Raw genomic sequence first — 18,629 nt, 5'->3', positions numbered from 1 at the left:
CGCCCGCCCGCCGTTAATTTCAACTGCAACGTGCAGGTCTTCGATGGCGAAATTGTCGAGCATGACAATATCAGACCCCGCTGCCAGCGCCTGATCCAACTCTTCAAAGGTTTCTACCTCGACTTCCACAGGTAGGTCGCTGGCTAGCTTGCGCGCCTGGGCAACCGCCGCTTGAATGCCCCCACAGGCAGCAATGTGGTTCTCTTTGATCAAAAATGCGTCCCACAGGCCAATGCGGTGATTGTGTCCGCCTCCGCAGGTAACCGCATATTTTTGCGCCAAGCGCATGCCGGGCAGCGTTTTGCGCGTATCAAGCAGGCGTACGCCAGTGCCTTCAATCAGGTCGACATAAGCGCGGGTGGCGGTGGCGGTGGCAGACAGTGTTTGCAGCACGTTCAGCGCCGCACGCTCGCCGGTGAGCAGAATGCGGGCGGGGCCTTCCAGGGTTAAAAAACACTGGCCAGCCTCAAGCTTGTCGCCATCGGCGGCGTGCCAGGTCAGGCTTACCCGACTATCCAGACGGCGGAACAGCTCATCCACCCAGGGTGCTCCGCACAGTATGGCGGCTTCACGGCTAATAACGTCGGCGCTGGCCCACTGGTGTTCAGGGATCAATTGCGCGGTAATATCACCCGGGCCAACGTCTTCTGCTAGCAAGCGAGCGGCGCTGGCGCGGATTTCTTCAGCAAGAGCGGATTGATAATGCATGGCAGTGAATTCTCTGAACGTCGTCTTCGATGACGGGCATTGTAGTGAAAAACAGCGGTGAAGGTGAAAGAGAACACAGAAAGAGAACACAGAAAGAGAGCGCTAACGTAGAGGACGAACCCTTGCCAGTGGAAAACAAACAACCCTTCGACGGGTGGTGGAAAAGCGCGCGTAAAGTCGTTTCACCAAACTGTGACTCTCGGCCCACCGGTGAGGTGTCGTTGCTAGTGATTCATGCGATCAGCCTTCCCCCTGGTCAGTTTAGTGGTCATGCTATCGAGGCGCTATTTACCAATCAATTGGTGGTAGATGAGCATCCGTTTTTCGCCGAAATTGCCCATTTAAGAGTCTCTGCGCACCTGCTTATCCGTCGCGATGGTGAGTGCGTGCAGTTTGTTGATACAGATCAGCGTGCTTGGCATGCAGGTCGCTCATGCTGGTGGGACGCTCGCCAAGCAGGGTGGCGAAGGGCACTCAACGATTTCTCGGTGGGGATTGAGCTTGAAGGGGATGACGTTAGTCCCTACACCCGGGCCCAGTATGACGCGCTGATAGAAGCGGTGGTGTGGCTATTGGCGCGCAACCCCCAGCTAGATAGCAGCCGTATAACCAGCCATGCCCATGTGTCGCCGCTGCGCAAAACAGACCCTGGCCCGGCGTTTGACTGGGCGTATTTTCAGCAGCGGCTGGGATCGCGCCTTGAGCGTTAGCGGTTGGATTACGTTTTTTCACGCTAAGTATTTCACTAGTAACGTAATAAAACGGTAGTTTAATTACATTGGGTGACTGGTGGGTAACCATGAAAAATGCTCTATGTATTGCTTATGTTGCAGTGCAATAGTTTGTTTTCGATAGGCTTTTCCGCTGCAACAGAATTGGCAGCGTGGCGACTTTGAGGTATCTTCCCCTATACAAAAGGCTAACTTTTAACAAAATTGTGTAGCTTTACTACATCAATAAGTACGTAGCTTATTGAATGTAGAGCTAAAACCCCTATCCGGCGTTTAATTACCGGCTGAATGTTGGCGAGTGGTGGAATTCCACACCGCCGTCCCAGGCCCTTCGGGTAGCGGGGATTATTGTCATTTATCGTCATTCGGAGAGACCTCTATGAGTCTGGAGACAAGAGAAGATCTCGATCCGATCGAAACCACGGAATGGATTGATTCCCTGGAATCGGTATTGGATCGTGAGGGCGAAGATCGTGCCCGCTACCTGATGACCCGCCTGGCGGATCGCCTGCGCCGGGACGGCATGAAGGTGCCCTTCTCGGTGACAACCCCGCACCGTAATACGATCCCGGTTCACCGCGAAGCACCGATGCCTGGCGACCTGTTCATGGAGCGTCGTATTCGCTCTTTGATCCGTTACAACGCCATTGCGCAGGTCATTCGTAATAACCGTGCCAAGCCGGGTCTGGGTGGCCACATTGCCAGCTTTATGTCCTCGGCAACGCTTTATGACGTGGGCTTTAACCACTTCTTCCGCGCCCCCCAGGGCGACTTTGCCGGTGACTTGGTGTATATCCAGGGGCATGTGGCGCCGGGTATCTACGCGCGTTCCTATTTGGAAGGTCGTCTGTCTGAAGAGCAGATGGACAAATTCCGCCAGGAAGTCGATGGCGATGGCCTCTCGTCCTACCCGCACCCGTGGCTGATGCCGGACTACTGGCAGTTCCCCACGGTCTCCATGGGGCTTGGGCCGATCCAAGCGATCTATCAAGCTCACGTGATGAAGTACCTGCATCACCGTGAGCTGAAGGACATGTATGACCGCAAGATCTGGTGCTTTATGGGTGACGGCGAGTGTGACGAGCCGGAATCCCTGGGTGCCATTTCGTTGGCAGGTCGCGAAAACCTCGACAACCTGATCTTCGTTATCAACTGCAACCTTCAGCGCCTTGACGGCCCGGTACGCGGCAACTCCCGCGTGATGGACGAGTTCGAAGGTGTCTTCCGTGGTGCTGGCTGGAACGTGATTAAGGTCGTTTGGGGCCGTCACTGGGATCCGCTGTTCGAGAAGGACAAGAAAGGCATCCTTCAGAAGCGCATGGATGAAGCGGTCGACGGCGAGTACCAGAACTACAAAGCCAACGGCGGCGCGTATACCCGCGAGCACTTCTTTGGTAAGTACCCAGAAACCGAAGCGATGGTCAAAGACCTCTCCGACGAAGATATCTGGAAGCTCAACCGCGGTGGCCACGACCCGTTCAAGGTTTACGCGGCTTACAACGAAGCGGTGAATACCTCTAATGGCAAGCCCACGGTTATCCTGGCGCATACCGTTAAAGGCTATGGCATGGGCAGCGGCGATGGCGAAGCCGCCAACGAAGCGCACCAGGTCAAGAGCATGGAGTACGAAGCGCTCAAGACCTTCCGCGATCGTTTCGGCATTCCGATCACCGATGAACAGCTCAAAGATGTGCCTTACTACAAGCCGGAAGACGATTCTCCCGAGCTGAAGTACATGCATCTTCAGCGTGAGCGTCTGGGTGGCTACTTGCCTAGCCGCCAGAGCGACTTTGAGGCACTGGAAATTCCCAGCCTCGAAGATAAAACCTTTGCCTCGCAAATGGTCGGCTCGAAAGGCCGCGAAGTCTCTACCACCATGGCGTTTGTACGGGTTCTTAACGGTCTGGTGAAAGATAAGAAGCTAGGCAAAAAAGTCGTGCCAATTATCCCCGACGAGGCGCGTACCTTCGGTATGGAGGGCATGTTCCGCCAGCTGGGTATCTACACCTCGGAAGGCCAGAAGTACGAGCCGGTGGATAAAGGCCAGATCATGTTCTACCGCGAGGATCAGAAAGGTCAGATCCTTGAGGAAGGTATTACTGAAGCGGGCGCGATGTCCGCCTGGATCGCCGCGGCGACTTCCTACAGCAACAACAACGTCACGCTATTGCCGTTCTACATCTACTACTCGATGTTTGGCTTCCAGCGCATTGGCGATTTGGCCTGGGCAGCAGGCGACCTGCAGGCGCGTGGCTTTATGGTTGGCGGCACCGCGGGGCGTACCACCCTTAACGGCGAAGGCTTGCAACACCAGGATGGTCACAGCCTGATTCAGGCATCCACCATCCCCAACTGCCGCAGCTACGACCCGACCTACGCCCATGAAGTGGCGGTCATCATGCAGGATGGTCTGAAGCGCATGTTCACTGATAAAGAGAACTGCTTCTACTACCTGACGGTGATGAACGAGAACTACGAGCACCCGGCGCTAGAAAACGTACCCGCCGACGATATCGTCAAAGGCATGTACCTGCTACGCGAAACCAAGGGTGACAAAGGCCGCGTTCAACTGCTGGGCTCGGGCACTATTCTGCGCGAAGTGGAAGCCGCCGCTGAGTTGCTCGAGAACGATTGGGGCATTGGCGCCGACATCTGGAGCGTGACCAGCTTTAACGAGCTGCGTCGTGAAGCGCTGCTGTTAGATCGTGAAGCCTTCCTAAGCCCAGAGGCCGAGGCCAATAAGCCCCACGTCACCAAGTGCCTGGAAGGGCGCGATGGCCCGATTATCGCCTCGACCGACTACATGAAGTTGTATGCCGACCAAGTGCGCGCCTGGGTGCCGGGTGACTACACTGTACTGGGTACCGATGGTTTTGGCCGTTCCGATACCCGTGAGAAGCTGCGTTACTTCTTTGAAGTAGATCGCTACTTCGTGACCGTGGCGGCGCTGCGTGCGCTGGCTGAACGTGGTGAGATTGATCGCAAGCAGGTTGGCGAAGCGCTTAAGAAGTACGGCATTGATGCCAATAAGCCTAACCCGCTGACTAGCTAAACCGCTGACCGGTGGGCGATTGCCCACCGGCTCGATCCGATTTGGAAGGAGCGCGACCTTGAGTAGCGAAATCATCAAAGTTCCCGATATCGGCGGCGATACCGATGTCGAAATCATCGAGATTGCGGTGTCAGTAGGCGACGTCATTGAAGCGGAAGACACCCTAATCACGCTGGAATCCGATAAAGCCAGCATGGATGTACCGGCCCCTAAAGGCGGCAAGGTGCTTAAAGTGCTGGTCAAAGAAGGCGATAGCGTCTCCGAAGGTGACGATATCGTTGAGCTGGAGGTGGAAGGTGGCAGCAACGAGCAACAAGAGAGCTCGTCCGATAGCCAACCTAAAGAAGCCCCTGCGCAACAGGACAAGCCGAAAGAGCCGTCTCAAGAGCAGAAGCCCGCGGCTAAAAAGTCAGCCGGTGGTAAGCAGACGGTTGATATTAAAGTGCCCGATCTCGGCGGCTCTGACAGCGTAGAAATTATCGAAGTCGACGTCAGCGAAGGCGATGAAATCGAAGCCGAAGACACGCTGATCACCCTGGAGTCTGACAAAGCCTCCATGGACGTGCCCAGCCCCCATAGCGGTAAGATCGTTAGCTTTACCGTAAAAGAGGGCGACACGGTCTCGGAAGGCGATGTGATCGGCCAGATGGAGATCGTTGGCGAAGGTGGCGATGACAGCGAAGACGCTTCTGACGACCAGGCATCCAACCAAGCCAGCGAACCACAAGTGTCGGCTGAGCAGGATGACGAGCCAGAAGAAGCCGCCAGCGGCGAACCGGAACGCAAAGAGATTCGCGTGCCGGATCTGTCTGGCTCCTCTGACGTGCCGATTATCGAGATCGGCGTAGCGGTGGGTGACGAAGTCAACGAAGAAGATCCGTTGATTACCCTGGAGTCTGACAAAGCCTCTATGGACGTGCCCAGCCCCTATAAAGGCAAGCTACTTGAGCTCACCGTTAAAGAGGGTGACACCGTCTCCGAAGGCGATGTGATCGGCTATATGGAAGTGGCTGGCGCTAAAGCGGATGCTAAGAGTCAGCAAGCGGCACCGAAAAAAGCTTCGCCCGAAAAATCTGAGCCTAAAAAAGAGACCAAGGCCACTGAGTCTCCAGCAGGCACGCCCAGTCCGGAAGCGCAGATGGCGGCCCATAAGCCCCGTGATGGCAAGCTGGTTCACGCCGGTCCTGCGGTACGTATGCTGGCCCGTGAGATGGGTGTTGACTTGGGGTTGGTGAAACCCAGTGGCCCGAAAGATCGCGTGCTCAAAGAGGACGTACAATCCTATGTGAAGCAGGCGGTTGCCAATCAGGGGAAAGCTCAGCCCGGCGCGGCAGCCGCGGCCACTGGCGGTGCGGGCATTCCGCCGATCCCGGAAGTCGACTTCAGCCAGTTTGGGGAAGTGGAAGAGAAGCCCATGGGGCGCCTGCTCAAAATGGGCGCGACCAACCTGCATCGCAGCTGGCTCAATGTGCCCCACGTCACCCAGTTCGACGAAGCGGACATTACCGAGCTGGAAGCTTTCCGCAAGGCGATGAAGGCCGAAGCCGAAGCCCAGGGTGCCAAGCTAACGCCGCTGCCGTTTATGGTTAAAGCCTGTGCCTTTGCGCTGCGTAAATTCCCGCAGTTCAACGTCAGCTTGAAGGGAGACGGTGAAACCATGGTATGGAAGGACTATGTCCATATCGGTATCGCTGTGGACACGCCCGATGGCCTGATGGTGCCGGTAGTACGCAACGCCGATAAAAAATCCTTGATCGAGATTGCCAAGGAGATGGCGGAGCTAGGCAAGAAAGCCCAGACCAAGAAGCTTAAGCGCGATGAGATGACCGGAGGCTGCTTCACCATTTCGAGCCTTGGCTCGATTGGTGGCACGGCGTTTACACCGATTGTCAACGCGCCGGAAGTGGCTATTTTGGGTGTCTCTAAAGCGCAGATGAAGCCGGTATGGGATGGCAGTGCCTTCCAGCCGCGCTTGATGATGCCGCTGTCGCTCTCCTACGATCACCGTGCGATCAACGGCGCCGATGCAGCACGCTTTACCGCCTTCCTGGCCGATGTGCTGACCGATATTCGTCGTTTACTGCTGTAATTGGTAGCGATGTGCTTTCACAAGCGGCGCCCCTCGGGGCGCCGCTTGTGTTTGCGAAAACCTATAGCAGGGCGACCAAAGTGGTAGTTTTGCGTCACTTGGCTGTTTTAACTTTAAAAAAGTGACATAAAAGCGGGTCTCTCAGGCTTTTGGGGAGTTGTGTCGCTCGAGAGGCGCGGTTATTGTCAATTAACAGAATTTCCATACTCATTTTTCATACCTTTTTTCATACTCATGTTTCATACTGAGAACTTCAAGGAGCAGTGCCATGCGTTTAATCCTGTTGGGTGCCCCCGGCGCGGGGAAGGGGACTCAGGCTCAGTTTATTTGCGAGCAATTTAAGATTCCTCAGATTTCCACCGGGGATATGCTGCGCACGGCCATAAAAGAGGGCACTGAGCTGGGCCTGAAAGTAAAAGAAATTATGAACAGCGGTGGCCTGGTGTCTGACGACATCATCATCGATCTGGTTAAAGAGCGGATCAGCCAGCCCGACTGTGAAAATGGCTTCCTGTTCGATGGCTTCCCGCGCACGATCCCCCAGGCCGACGCCATGAAAGAGGGCGGCGTCAAACTGGATCACGTGTTGGAAATTGCTGTACCCGATGAAGAGATCGTTAGTCGCTTGGCGGGACGCCGTGTTCATCAAGCCTCGGGCCGGATTTATCACGTTGAGCACAATCCGCCCAAAGAGCCAGGCAAAGATGATGTTACCGGTGAAACGCTGATCCAGCGTGAAGATGATCAAGAAGCCACTGTGCGTAATCGTTTGTCGGTTTACCACGATCAAACGGCACCGCTGGTCGATTACTATCAGCAGTGGGCCGCGCAAGATTCTGAAAACGCCCCCCAGTACCACCGCATCGAAGGCGTAGGCAGCGTGACGGATATCACCCGTCAGGTAAAAGAAGCCCTTAGCTGATAAAAGCGTTTTATATCTTCGCCGATGGCCCGCTTAATGCGGGCCATCGTCGTGTTAGCGTGACAAAGGTATAATGCAGAAACCTTTCTTTCGAGTGGCCACTTGCTATGCCGTTACATCTGCTTGCCCTGGACGCCTCTTCAAGCGCCTGCTCTGTAGCCCTACTGCGCCAAGACGACTCGCGCACTGAGTGCTTGGCGCGCTTTGAGATGACGCCCCGTGCCCATACCCGGCGGCTGCTGCCGATGGTGGATGAAGTGCTTGCCGAAGTGCAGGTAACGCCTTCCCAGCTGGACGCGGTGGCCTTTGGCCGAGGGCCAGGTTCATTTACCGGGCTGCGTATAGCGGCGGGCGCTGCTCAAGGATTAGCCTTTGGCCTGGACTGCCCGTTGTTGGGTGTTTCTACATTGGAGGCGCTGGCCCTTCAGGCACATCGCCGCTACCACCTCCGCCATGTGGTGACTGCCTTGGATGCCCGCATGGGAGAGGTGTACGCCGCGACGTGGCACTGTCTTAAAGATACCATCACGCCGATGAGCCCTGAAGTGGTGCTAGCCCCTGAAACGCTGGGCTTGCCAGGTGAAGAAACCGACTGGGTAGGCGTGGGCAGCGGCTTTACGCTGTGGGACCGCTTCACTGTCGATGTGCAACTCAGCATGCCCCAGCATTTGGATGATTTAGAGCCCCGCGCCGAAGAGATGGCGTGGCTGGCGGTGCGTGATTTTGCCGCTGGGCTTGGCCAAGCTGCACACCTCGTTCAGCCGGTTTATTTGCGCAATGATGTGGCCTGGAAAAAGCCTGCATGAGCTATGTAGAGAGCTATTTTGAGGGTGACGTTCATAGAGACGTTGAGAGCATTGTTCTACCCGACGGCCTGCGTTTAGAGCAGCGTGATGAAGGGTTGGTGCTGATCGGTGATGAGAAGCGCTATGGCAAGCCACTCAGCGTTGATTTTGCGGCAGGCAAAGCGGCCCATCGGCGCCGCTTTGGCGGTGGGCGTGGCCAGCTTGTTGCAAAGGCCTGTGGGCTAGCCAAGGGCATGACGCCCTACATTGTCGATGCCACCGCCGGGCTGGGGCGAGATGCGTTTGTGTTGGCCAGCCTAGGCGCCCAGGTATTGTTAATCGAGCGGGTCGAGGCGATTTCTGCGCTGTTGGAGGATGGCCTGAAACGTGCCTCCAGGCATAGCGATACGGCGGATATTGTTGCCCGCATGACGCTGCGTCATGGCGATGCCGCTCAATCCCTGGCTGAACTGGTGGCCAGTGCTCACTTTTCACCGCAGGTGATACACCTGGATCCGATGTTTCCCCATCGTGAGAAATCGGCGCTGGTGAAAAAAGAGATGCGTCTGTTTCGCGAGTTGGCCGGTGATGATAACGACGCCCCTCGCTTGCTTGAAGCGGCGCTGGATGTGGCCACTCACCGCGTGGTGGTTAAGCGCCCCCGGAAGGCGCCGCCTATTACGGGCCCAGCGCCGCAGCATACCCTTGAGGGTAAAACCAGCCGCTACGATTTATATGTACATCGCTCATTAAAGGTAGATCGCTAGAAGCAGCCAACCAGGGAGCACCCATGCAGAATGCGTGGCGAGAAGGTAATCGATTTACGCTGTTGCCAGAGGCTGCGCGCTTTCTGCCGGCCATGTTTGAAGCAGTTAGTGCCGCACGTCACTATGTGCTGGTAGAGCTCTACCTGATGGAGTCAGGGGAATTGGCGGAACAAGTCAGCGATGTGCTGATTGAGGCTGCCCAGCGCGGGGTATCCGTCTGTTTGCTGCTGGATGGGTATGGCTCGATGGGGCTCTCCAGTGATGATCGTCAAAACCTGCTGCACGGCGGCGTTCAATTGCGCTTTTTTAATCCCATTGGCTTTCACTCTTTAGCACGGAACCTAAGCCGTGATCACCGCAAAATAGTGGTTATTGATGGTGAGCTCGCGTTCACCGGTGGCTTTGGCGCGGTGGATGAGTTTTTGAACGCCTGGTACGAAATTGCTCTGCGTATTGAAGGGCCAGTGGTGGCCGATTGGGAGCAGCTATTTCGGCGCCTGTGGCATTCGCGGCTGACCCGTGCCGAGGAGGGCGATGGCAGCGCGAGAGTTCTTCCTGAACGCCGTGAGCCACAGGTGCTTGCCAATGGCGTGCTTGGGCGAGCGATGTCGGCGCGTGGCTACCGTTATCAAGCGATTCGTCACTCATTGCATCATCGGGTCAGCCAGGTAAATGAACGACTCTGGTTATGTACACCCTATTTCGTGCCCACTTTTGCACTGCGTCGGCGCTTGGTTCGGGCGGCTCGCCGCGGTGTTGACGTGCGTTTATTGTTGCCGGGGGCAAAGCATGACCATCCCAGCGTTCGCTTTGCCGGTCAGCGCTTTTTTCATACCCTGCTCAAGGCCGGAGTGCGCATTTTTGAATTTCAGCCGACCTTTATCCACGCCAAATTTGTGCTCGCCGATGGGTGGGTGAGCATTGGTTCGTGTAACTTTGACCACTGGAATCTGCACTGGAACCTAGAGGCTAACCAAGAGGCGCAGGATCCGAAACTCGCGGCTGACGTACGCGAGCTGTTTGAGCGTAACTTTGCCGCCAGCCAGGAGGTAGATGCCACGGCTTGGGCGGCGCGCCCCTGGGGGCAGCGCGCCCGTGAGTGGATCTATGGCGTGATGGATGCCGTGGTGGCGCGGCTAAAATAGTGGCTACTCTAGGTACCTAGTCTCTAGTCTAAGTATTGAGCCTAAGCACCTAGCGCTTTTTGCCTTTTGCAGGGTTTTTTTTACGTGGTTTAGGTTTTGGCGTTTCCGGCGGCACGCGGTAGTGCAGGTAAAGATCCAAAACCAGTTCCGGCAACTGAACCACCAGTGACTCCTGGCGCTCTTGATCTTTAGCAAGCTCGGCCATATCCGGCTCATCGTCGAACAGCCCAGAGAGCAGCATAAACGGTAGCAGCAGAGTGGCGGCGGCCTCTTCATCGTCCTGGAACCAGGCGCTCTCGTCGCTGAAAACGCCCTCCATAAAGCCTGCACACCAGTCACCAATGGGGGTTTCCTCGGCGAGTTCGCCAGCCAGCGTTAGCTCAAAGGGGAGTTCCGGTAAGCCGCCTTGTTCGAGTACCGCCACCGCGTTGTCACGCAGCAGCGTGAGCAGGGTGATAATCTCATCACGCTCGGCGTCATCGGCGTAGCGAGGCTCACCCTGAAACAGCTCAGCCAGCCACTGGGTAGGCGGCACTTCGCTAGGAGCCACGGCAAGGGCCACTAAAAAGCCATGGGCGGAAATGAGATCCAGGGCGTCTTCATCGACTTGATCAGAGTCGAGGAAGTCGTCCAGTCTATCCAGCTGCTCATCCTCGAGCAGTGGCTGCGGTGGCGTGTTCGTTTCAGACGTATCGCTGCGCTCTGCCATGAGTAAAGCCTCGTTAATACAATCGTTCATCAAAAGTTACCTATAACGGTTAGTTTATCACTAATGAAGACGTCACCACTGCCCCCTTGGCCTACCACTGAATTGGCGGCCATGTCGGAAACAGAGTTGCATCTGGCTGCGCGGGTTCGCGTTGATCAGGCGTGGCAGCGCTGCTGTGAAGTGTGCCCAGCGCTGCCAGCCCCGAAAGTGTGGTTTAACCTGCGCGGCGCTTCAGCAGGGCAGGCGAATCTTGGTCACGGCGGCTTACGCTTAAACCCGGTGCTGCTGAGTGAAAACCGCACGGCGTTTTTTGATGAGGTGATTCCCCACGAAATGGCCCACTGGCTGGTGTTTCATTTGGACAATGGCCCGCGCTTAAAACCCCATGGCCGCGAGTGGAAAACGGTGATGCGCGATCTCTTCGGCTTAGTTCCTAGTGTGACCCATCGGTTCGATATCCAGCAGGCGCAGCCCGCACCTTATCGTTACCAGTGCGATTGCCGGTTTCATCACTTTACCTCGAGGCGTCATGCTTTAGTCGTAAACGGGCGTCGTTACCACTGTCGACACTGCGCTAAGACCTTGGTCTACAAACCAGAAAATGAGCTTTGATTTGTTTATAAATAACTGTTTTTTAAATAGAAAATGATAATACCAATGTCTAAAGGGAAGCCTGCGCGAGGAGGTTTATGCTAGGACAACATTAATGGCAGTCGATACTCCAGATAATGGGCAATAAGCCTCATAAATAATCGTATCGACTACAGTTTCTTAGAGAGTGCATTTTCACGGACAGAGGCAATTTTATGAGCGATCAACAGAACGTCTATCCGGTGCGCGACGATTTCGCCGCCAATGCCTGGGCTGATAAAGCCAAATATGAGGCCATGTATCAGCAGTCGATAGACGACCCGGAAGGCTTCTGGGCTGAACAAGCCAAACGCCTTGACTGGATTAAAGCGCCCAGCAAAATCAAAAACACCTCCTTTGCGCGTGACAATGTCGATATTCGCTGGTTTGAGGATGGACTGCTTAACGTCAGCGCCAACTGCCTTGACCGCCATCTAGATAAGCGCGGCGACCAGACGGCAATCATTTGGGAAGGCGACAATCCCGATGACTCCAAGCACATTACTTACCGCGAGCTTTACGCACGTACGAACCAGTTGGCCAACGCGCTGAAAGAGCTGGGCATCGGTAAAGGCGACACCGTTACACTGTATATGCCGATGATTCCCGAAGCCGCCATGGCCATGCTTGCTTGTGCACGTATCGGTGCGGTGCACTCCGTGGTATTTGGTGGCTTCTCGCCAGATGCCGTTGCTCAGCGGGTGATTGGCGCCGACTCCAAACTGGTGATTACCGCCGATGAATCGGTGCGTGGCGGCAAGCACGTGCCGTTGAAAGAAAACGTAGACGCTGCTTTGACCCGTGAAGGCACCGACGTGTGCAAAAACGTTCTGGTGGTGAAACGTACTGGCGGTGAGATTGATTGGAACGAGGGCCGCGATATTTGGTTTGACGACCTCGTCGACCAGCAGTCTGGCGAATGCGCAGCCGAGCCCATGGGGGCAGAAGACCCGTTGTTTATTCTCTACACCTCAGGCTCTACCGGTGCGCCTAAAGGCTTGAAGCATACCACTGGCGGCTACCTGACCTACGCCGCCATGACGCACCAGTATGTGTTTGACTATCAAGAGGGGGAGGTTTACTGGTGCACCGCGGACGTTGGCTGGGTCACCGGGCATAGCTACATCGTTTATGGCCCCTTGGCCAACGGCGCAACTACCTTAATGTTTGAAGGTGTTCCAAGCTATCCTACCCATGGCCGACTGGGCGATATCGTTGATAAGCATAACGTCAATATTCTTTATACTGCGCCCACCGCGGTGCGTGCACTGATGGCCCATGGTGATAACGTCATGGACTCCAGCAAGCGCGATAGCCTGCGGCTGTTGGGCTCTGTGGGCGAACCGATTAACCCGGAAGCATGGGAATGGTTCTACCGCGTTATCGGCAATGAGAAATGCCCAATTGTGGATACCTGGTGGCAAACCGAAACCGGTGGCATCATGATAGCCCCACTACCGGGCGCTACGCCGCTTAAACCTGGCTCTGCGACAGTACCGTTTTTTGGCGTGAAGCCCGCTCTGGTAGATAACGAAGGTAAAAAACTGGAAGGCGCCACAGAAGGTAACCTGGTCATTCTTGACTCCTGGCCGGGGCAGGCACGCTCTATTTGGGGTGACCACGAGCGCTATATCCAGACCTACTTCTCGACCTACGACGGTATGTACTTCACGGGTGACGGCTGTCGCCGCGATGAGGATGGTTATTTCTGGATCACTGGTCGTGTGGATGACGTTCTGAACGTGTCTGGTCACCGTATGGGGACTGCCGAAATTGAGTCCTCTCTGGTTGCACACAGCGCCGTTGCTGAAGCAGCCGTTGTTGGCTTCCCGCACGATATTAAGGGACAGGGCATCTATATCTATGTCACCCTGAATGACGGTATTGAAGAGTCCGACGAACTCAAAAAAGAGCTGACCCAGTGGGTGCGCAAAGATATTGGCCCGATTGCTTCGCCGGATATCATTCAGTGGGCGCCAGGATTGCCGAAAACCCGCTCAGGTAAAATCATGCGCCGTATCCTGCGTAAGATAGCTGCCAACGAGTGTGATGGCTTGGGCGATACCAGTACGCTGGCCGATCCGTCGGTAGTCGATGAGCTGATTGAGCATCGCGCCAACCAATAATGGCGACAACGCTATAGGCTGTTTAGCCTAATAAGGCTTGTTTGCCGACTCAAAACCGTGCCGACCCGAGTAGGTCGGCACGATTGTGTTTATAGATATGCGTTTATAGATACGCGTTTCACCTGTATGAACTATCTATTATAAATTATGCATGTGATGCTTGGGCATGATGAAGCCCATGGGGTACCATGCTTCACAACCGTAAGAGCCTAGCGTCGCGGCGGCAGACAACCCCGCTGCTCGAGGAACCGGAGGAATATCCATGGCAGTAGCTCATAAGTTTATCGTCGCTGACGATCACCCGCTGTTTCGTGCAGCGCTGACCCAAGCGTTACGCCAGTTGGCCCCCCAGGCGGAAATTGTCGAAGCGGACACCATGGAAGCCACCACCGACGTGGTGAATCGCCACCCAGATGCCGATTTGATTCTGCTGGATCTGCACATGCCGGGAGCCCACGGCTTCTCAGGTTTGATCCAACTGCGCGGCCAGATGCCTGATATCCCAGTTGCGGTAGTGTCTGGCAGTGATGAACCCTATGTGGTGCGTCGTGCTATTGATTACGGCGCGTCGGGTTTTATCCCTAAATCGTCGTCACTGCAGCTCATTGCCGAGGCTGTAGGGGAAATCCTGCAGGGAGAAGTGTGGCTGCCAGAAGCGTTAGCTAACGTGCTGGAAGAGACCAGTGAAGAGGAGTCGCGCTTTGCCGAGGCGATTGCGTCGCTAACACCCCAGCAGTTTCGTGTCTTGAATATGCTGACCGAAGGCCTGCTGAATAAACAGATCGCTTACGAACTAAGCGTCTCTGAAGCGACCATCAAGGCTCACGTGACGGCGATTCTACGCAAGCTGGGCGTTCACTCCCGCACCCAGGCTGTGATTGCTGCCCAGAAGCTGGAAGTCGAACCGCCGAAAGTGGTGTCGTAAGTACGTCCTTTATTCACCGCTTGATAAAATCTTCATTTGCGGCGCTTAGCGCGCCGCGCGATTGGCCTGTAACGTACGCGTCAATAGTGCTCGCAGCGCCGCCGGTTTAACGGGCTTCAGCAGCAGTTGATAGCCCGCCCGCTTGATCTCCTCGGCCACAGCTTCGGTACGGTCAGCGGTAATCACAATCCCCGGCACCGCCCCTTCAAAGCGCTCGCTGAGCGCTTCTAGCGCCATTAGTCCGGTGACTTCGTTATCCAGGTGATAGTCCGCCAAAATAGCGTCAGGGTCGCCATCCATGTTGCGTAAGATCGACTTGGCCCCGCCGATACTGGTGGCGGTAAACACCTCGCAGCCCCAGCCGCTAAGCATAGCGGTCATGCCTTCCAGAATCAGCGTCTCGTTGTCGATACATACAATCCGCGTACCACTCAGCTTATGGCTGCCGCGTCGGGCTTGTGGTTCAAGCTCGGTATTGCTCGCTTCGTGGGCGGTAACAATAGGCACGCTGACCGAAAATACGGCGCCTTTGCCTACCGTCGAGCGCACTTTAATGGGGTGATCCAGCACCCGGCTCATGCGGTCGGCAATGGAGAGCCCCAGCCCTAGGCCTTTCTCACTCTCTTTGTGGCGGGAGACCTGATCCAGGCGGCGGAATTCCTGAAAAATTTCAGTCAGCTTGGATTCTGGAATGCCGGGGCCGCTGTCCCACACTTCAATAGACAGCCAGCCGTTTTGACGGCGGCAGCCCAGCAGTACGCGACCCTCTTGGGTGTAGCGAATGGCGTTGGACAGGAAGTTCTGTACGATACGGCGCAGCATCTGGGGGTCTGAGTCGACCCAAAGTTGGGTAGGCACGACTTCTAAATCTAGCCCGCGATCGTCCGCCATCACCTCAAACTCGGCGCGTAACGGGCGGAAGATATCAGCTAGGGCAAAGTGGCTGCGGCGGGGCGTTAGCGCACCTGCGTCCAGCTTAGAGATATCCAGCAGGGTGCTGAGCAATTCCTCGGCGGCCTGCAGCGAGTTATCGATATGGCCAACGATGCGCTGGGTATCGGTGGTGGTCACGTTCTGCATCAATGCAGAGGTAAATAGGCGTGCCGCGTTAAGCGGCTGCAACAAGTCGTGGCTGGCCGCGGCCAGAAAGCGCGTCTTAGAGGCATTGGCATCTTCCGCTAGCTGTTTGGCTTGGCGCAGGGCGAGCTCCGCCTCGGCGCGTACGCGGTTCTCCTGGCGCAGCGCCGCATTGGCTTCAGAGAGCGCCTGGGTGCGTTCGCGAACACGCTCCTCCAGGGTTTCGTTGGTCTCTTTAAGAGCAATTTCAGCCTGACGGCGTTCGGTAATATCCTGATAGAGAGCAAAGAAGCCCAGGATTGCCTGACTGTCGCCAAAGTGCGGCGTGTAAGTGACCAGCATATAGCGCATGGCCTCATTCACCCGCAGTGAGACCTCAAAACTCACCCGTTCGCCTTTCAAGGCGCGCGCGACCCATGGCGCGCGCTCCTCCGCCTGCTTAATTTGCAGCACGTCTTCAAAACGGCGACCAATCACCGCATTGCGGTCAATATTGAACGCCTGCTCGTAAGCGCGGTTGGTAAAAAGGTAGCGGCACTCTTTATCGAAGTAGGCGATCAGTGCGGGCACGTTGTCGGTGTAGATACGGATATTGTTTTCCGAGCGGATCAGCGCCTCTTCGATGCGCTTCTGCTGGGTAATATCCTGATAGGTATACACAAAGCCGCCGCCGGGCATTGGGTTACCCTGCACTTCCAGTACGCTGCCATCCTGACGATAGCGCACGTAGCGGTGGGGCTGGCCTTCGCGAATATTGTCGAGCAAAAGCTGTACGTGCTCCTCCGGGTCCCCCGGGCCATACTCGCCGTTGTGGGCGTTGTAACGGAAAATACGGTCTATGGGGGCGCCAACGCGAATTAAGTGGTCAGGGAAGCGGAACAGCTCCAGATAGCGCTGGTTCCATACCACCAGGCGCAGGTTCTGGTCGACCACGCTGATGCCCTGGTTAATGTTTTCGATGGTGGCCTGGAGCAGCGCTCGGTTGAACTCCAATACCTGGGAGGCTTCATCGACAATCGAAATCACATCTGAGATACCGATGCCGCGCCCTTGAAGCGCCGAATTAACCACGATGCGGGCCGATGAGGCGCCCAGCACCGAGGCCAGAAAGCGCTCGGTGAACTGAATGATATCGATGGAGGCGCGGGTGCCGTTGTCCAGCGGTTTACCCACCCGGCGGGCGTAGTCTTCAAAGGCGCGATCCACCTGGCCCGCGCCTAGAAAGCGCTCGCAGAGGACTTTTAAATCGCCGACGGTGGTCGCCCCGGTCCAGGGGCGGTTAACCGAGGTTTGGCGGGTCTCTACGCTATCTACAAATAGGGAGGCCTGAATGCGCTCAACCACTCGCTGTGAGGTCACCTGGGAAACAAAAATGTAGCAGAACAGGTTAACCCCGAGTGACAGCATCACGCCGTGGGTAAAGCTGTCACCTAAATTGAGGCCGAACAGCGCCGTGGGCGATAGCCAGTTAAGCCCCAGCGGGCCGCCGTCTAGCCAAGCGGTGGGTAGCACACCTGCATTGATCATAGCCGGCATTAGCAGGCTATAGGCCCAGATGGCGAAGCCCGCATTCATACCGACGATCACCCCAAGCCGATTGCCGCGCTTCCAGTAGAGCCCGCCAATCAACGCCGGGGCAAACTGGGCGGCGGCGGCAAACGAGAGCATGCCGATGGAGGCCAGCGAGGTGAACTCGGCAATCAACTGATAGAAGCCGTAGGCCATGGCCAGTACGGCAACAATGGTTAAGCGCCGCGCGCGCAGCACCAAGCGGCCATAATCCCGGGCCTTGGTATCAAACCAGCGAAGTCGGAACAGCGCTGGGATAACAATTTCGTTGGAGATCATGATCGACACGGCCACCGCCGCGACGATCACCATGCCAGTCGCCGCCGAGAAGCCACCGATAAAGGTAAGCAGCGTTAACCACTGATGGCCTGAGGCCATGGATAACGCCAGCACGTAGGTGTCGGGCTCTACGCCGCTTTCGGAGAACAGCAGCAAGCCAGCTGCAGCCAGTGGCACCACAAAAAACGCAATGGCCAGCAGATAAAGCGGGAACAGCCAGCGGGCTTTGGTGGCGTCGTCGGGGTGAATGTTCTCCACCACTGCCACATGGAACTGGCGCGGCAGACACAGAATCGCCAACATCGCGAGCAGCGTTTGCGCCCAGAAACTTTGGCCAAAATCCTGATTAGCCAGCTGGCGCTGGAGTTCGAGCTGACTCTCGGCGTGCCCCATTAGTTCACCCAGGCCATCGAACATGCCCCAGGTAACAAAGGCGCCGAGCACCACGAAAGCGAGCAGTTTGACCAGCGACTCAAACGCCACGGCGTGGATTAAGCCTTCGTGGTGTTCGGTGGCATCGGTGTGGCGGGTACCGAATAGAATCGCAAAGATCGCCATCACGATCGCCACATAGAAGGCCGTATCGCCAAATAGCGGCGCATGGGTCACATCGGTGGCATCGGTCAATACGCTGAAAGTGGTAGAAACCGCTTTTAACTGTAGCGCGATGTAGGGCAGGGTGCCGACAAGGGCGACCAGGCTGGCAAAGGCGGCCAGCGACTGGGTCTTACCGTAGCGGGAGGCAATAAAATCGGCAATCGAGGTAACGTTTTGGTGCTTGGCGACGCGGATCATTTTGGCCAATACCGGCCAGAACAGCAGAAACGTCAATATCGGCCCGACGAAGATGCTCGCAAACGACCAGCCCGCGGTGGCTGCTTGGCCAACCGCGCCATAAAACGTCCACGAGGTGCAGTAAATCGCCAGCGCCAGGCTATAGATGATCGGACGCCGGCGGGTGGCGCCGTGGGTACGCGCGCGGCGGTCACCGTACCAAGCAATGCCGAATAGAACGGCAATATAGAGTAACGAAACCGCTACCAGTAGCCCGCCGTGAAACATGCCTTTCTCCCCGCCAGAGTGTGGTGCGCTAATAAAAAGGCTTCATTCTAGGC

The 18,629-nt window shown here is 56.2% G+C and carries 13 protein-coding genes; 10 read left to right on the top strand and 3 right to left on the bottom strand.

All coding sequences use genetic code 11. The features are described 5' to 3' along the window. Nucleotides 1–708 (bottom strand): carboxylating nicotinate-nucleotide diphosphorylase (gene nadC, locus KUC_RS13765; RefSeq protein WP_244264801.1); only part of this gene is annotated, 708 nt, incomplete at its 3' end. 128 nt (nucleotides 709–836) lie between these two features. On the opposite strand from nadC, the gene ampD reads away from it, so the two are divergent. The 7 genes from ampD (at nucleotide 837) to KUC_RS13730 (ending at nucleotide 10,199) form a co-directional block, all read left to right on the top strand. Continuing rightward, on the top strand, nucleotides 837–1,418 hold the full coding sequence (gene ampD, locus KUC_RS13760) for a 1,6-anhydro-N-acetylmuramyl-L-alanine amidase AmpD (RefSeq protein ID WP_040480906.1): 582 nt from the start codon (nucleotides 837–839) through the stop codon (nucleotides 1,416–1,418). 400 nt (nucleotides 1,419–1,818) lie between these two features. Next, a complete protein-coding gene (gene aceE, locus KUC_RS13755; protein WP_007113821.1) occupies nucleotides 1,819–4,491 on the top strand; it encodes a pyruvate dehydrogenase (acetyl-transferring), homodimeric type in 2,673 nt (890 codons plus the stop codon). Between the two features lie 58 nt (nucleotides 4,492–4,549). Then, complete coding sequence (aceF, locus tag KUC_RS13750; protein ID WP_007113820.1) at nucleotides 4,550–6,580, top strand: pyruvate dehydrogenase complex dihydrolipoyllysine-residue acetyltransferase; 2,031 nt, start codon at nucleotides 4,550–4,552, stop codon at nucleotides 6,578–6,580. Between the two features lie 268 nt (nucleotides 6,581–6,848). After that, the gene (gene adk / locus KUC_RS13745) at nucleotides 6,849–7,502 is read left to right on the top strand and encodes an adenylate kinase (protein WP_007113819.1); all 654 of its coding nucleotides are present in this window, start codon (nucleotides 6,849–6,851) and stop codon (nucleotides 7,500–7,502) included. Nucleotides 7,503–7,609: 107 nt separating this feature from the next. Beyond that, nucleotides 7,610–8,308: a tRNA (adenosine(37)-N6)-threonylcarbamoyltransferase complex dimerization subunit type 1 TsaB gene (gene tsaB, locus KUC_RS13740; RefSeq protein ID WP_007113818.1), complete on the top strand. Its 699-nt coding sequence runs from the start codon at nucleotides 7,610–7,612 to the stop codon at nucleotides 8,306–8,308. Then, entirely contained in the window at nucleotides 8,305–9,054 is a 750-nt protein-coding gene (locus KUC_RS13735; protein WP_007113817.1) for a class I SAM-dependent methyltransferase, read from the top strand. Before tsaB ends, KUC_RS13735 begins: the two co-directional genes overlap by 4 nt. A gap of 23 nt (nucleotides 9,055–9,077) precedes the next feature. Beyond that, nucleotides 9,078–10,199 (top strand): phospholipase D-like domain-containing protein, encoded by a 1,122-nt coding sequence (locus tag KUC_RS13730; RefSeq protein ID WP_007113816.1) that lies wholly within the window; start codon nucleotides 9,078–9,080, stop codon nucleotides 10,197–10,199. 49 nt (nucleotides 10,200–10,248) lie between these two features. On the opposite strand, the gene KUC_RS13725 is transcribed toward KUC_RS13730, so the two are convergent. Next, a complete protein-coding gene (locus KUC_RS13725; RefSeq protein ID WP_040481100.1) occupies nucleotides 10,249–10,908 on the bottom strand; it encodes a YecA/YgfB family protein in 660 nt (219 codons plus the stop codon). Nucleotides 10,909–10,971: 63 nt separating this feature from the next. Here KUC_RS13725 and KUC_RS13720 point away from each other — a divergent pair, with 63 nt between their 5' ends. The 3 genes from KUC_RS13720 to KUC_RS13710 all read left to right on the top strand — a co-directional run bounded on the left by KUC_RS13720 (nucleotide 10,972) and on the right by KUC_RS13710 (nucleotide 14,589). Next, complete coding sequence (locus tag KUC_RS13720; RefSeq protein ID WP_040480904.1) at nucleotides 10,972–11,520, top strand: SprT family zinc-dependent metalloprotease; 549 nt, start codon at nucleotides 10,972–10,974, stop codon at nucleotides 11,518–11,520. A 194-nt stretch (nucleotides 11,521–11,714) separates the two neighbouring features. Further along, nucleotides 11,715–13,664, top strand: a complete 1,950-nt coding sequence (gene acs, locus KUC_RS13715) for an acetate--CoA ligase (RefSeq protein WP_007113813.1) — start codon at nucleotides 11,715–11,717, stop codon at nucleotides 13,662–13,664. 262 nt (nucleotides 13,665–13,926) lie between these two features. After that, nucleotides 13,927–14,589 (top strand): response regulator, encoded by a 663-nt coding sequence (locus tag KUC_RS13710; protein ID WP_007113812.1) that lies wholly within the window; start codon nucleotides 13,927–13,929, stop codon nucleotides 14,587–14,589. 45 nt (nucleotides 14,590–14,634) lie between these two features. On the opposite strand, the gene KUC_RS13705 is transcribed toward KUC_RS13710, so the two are convergent. Then, nucleotides 14,635–18,576: a hybrid sensor histidine kinase/response regulator gene (locus KUC_RS13705; RefSeq protein WP_007113811.1), complete on the bottom strand. Its 3,942-nt coding sequence runs from the start codon at nucleotides 18,574–18,576 to the stop codon at nucleotides 14,635–14,637. Nucleotides 18,577–18,629 lie beyond the last annotated feature (53 nt).

Origin of the sequence: Vreelandella boliviensis LC1 (assembly GCF_000236035.1) — a bacterium.
Lineage (GTDB): Bacteria > Pseudomonadota > Gammaproteobacteria > Pseudomonadales > Halomonadaceae > Vreelandella > Vreelandella boliviensis.
The sequence above is the reverse complement of the archived record's forward strand: the minus strand, read 5'-3'. Positions and strand labels throughout refer to the sequence as shown.

Bases quoted from the DNA above. Each gene is read 5' to 3' on its own strand.
- aceE (WP_007113821.1), top strand. From the start codon at position 1,819: ATGAGTCTGGAGACAAGAGAAGATCTCGATCCGATCGAAACCACGGAA.
- adk (WP_007113819.1), top strand. From the start codon at position 6,849: ATGCGTTTAATCCTGTTGGGTGCCCCCGGCGCGGGGAAGGGGACTCAG.
- tsaB (WP_007113818.1), top strand. From the start codon at position 7,610: ATGCCGTTACATCTGCTTGCCCTGGACGCCTCTTCAAGCGCCTGCTCT.
- KUC_RS13735 (WP_007113817.1), top strand. From the start codon at position 8,305: ATGAGCTATGTAGAGAGCTATTTTGAGGGTGACGTTCATAGAGACGTT.
- KUC_RS13730 (WP_007113816.1), top strand. From the start codon at position 9,078: ATGCAGAATGCGTGGCGAGAAGGTAATCGATTTACGCTGTTGCCAGAG.
- KUC_RS13725 (WP_040481100.1), bottom strand. From the start codon at position 10,908: ATGGCAGAGCGCAGCGATACGTCTGAAACGAACACGCCACCGCAGCCA.
- KUC_RS13720 (WP_040480904.1), top strand. From the start codon at position 10,972: ATGAAGACGTCACCACTGCCCCCTTGGCCTACCACTGAATTGGCGGCC.
- acs (WP_007113813.1), top strand. From the start codon at position 11,715: ATGAGCGATCAACAGAACGTCTATCCGGTGCGCGACGATTTCGCCGCC.
- KUC_RS13710 (WP_007113812.1), top strand. From the start codon at position 13,927: ATGGCAGTAGCTCATAAGTTTATCGTCGCTGACGATCACCCGCTGTTT.
- KUC_RS13705 (WP_007113811.1), bottom strand. From the start codon at position 18,576: ATGTTTCACGGCGGGCTACTGGTAGCGGTTTCGTTACTCTATATTGCC.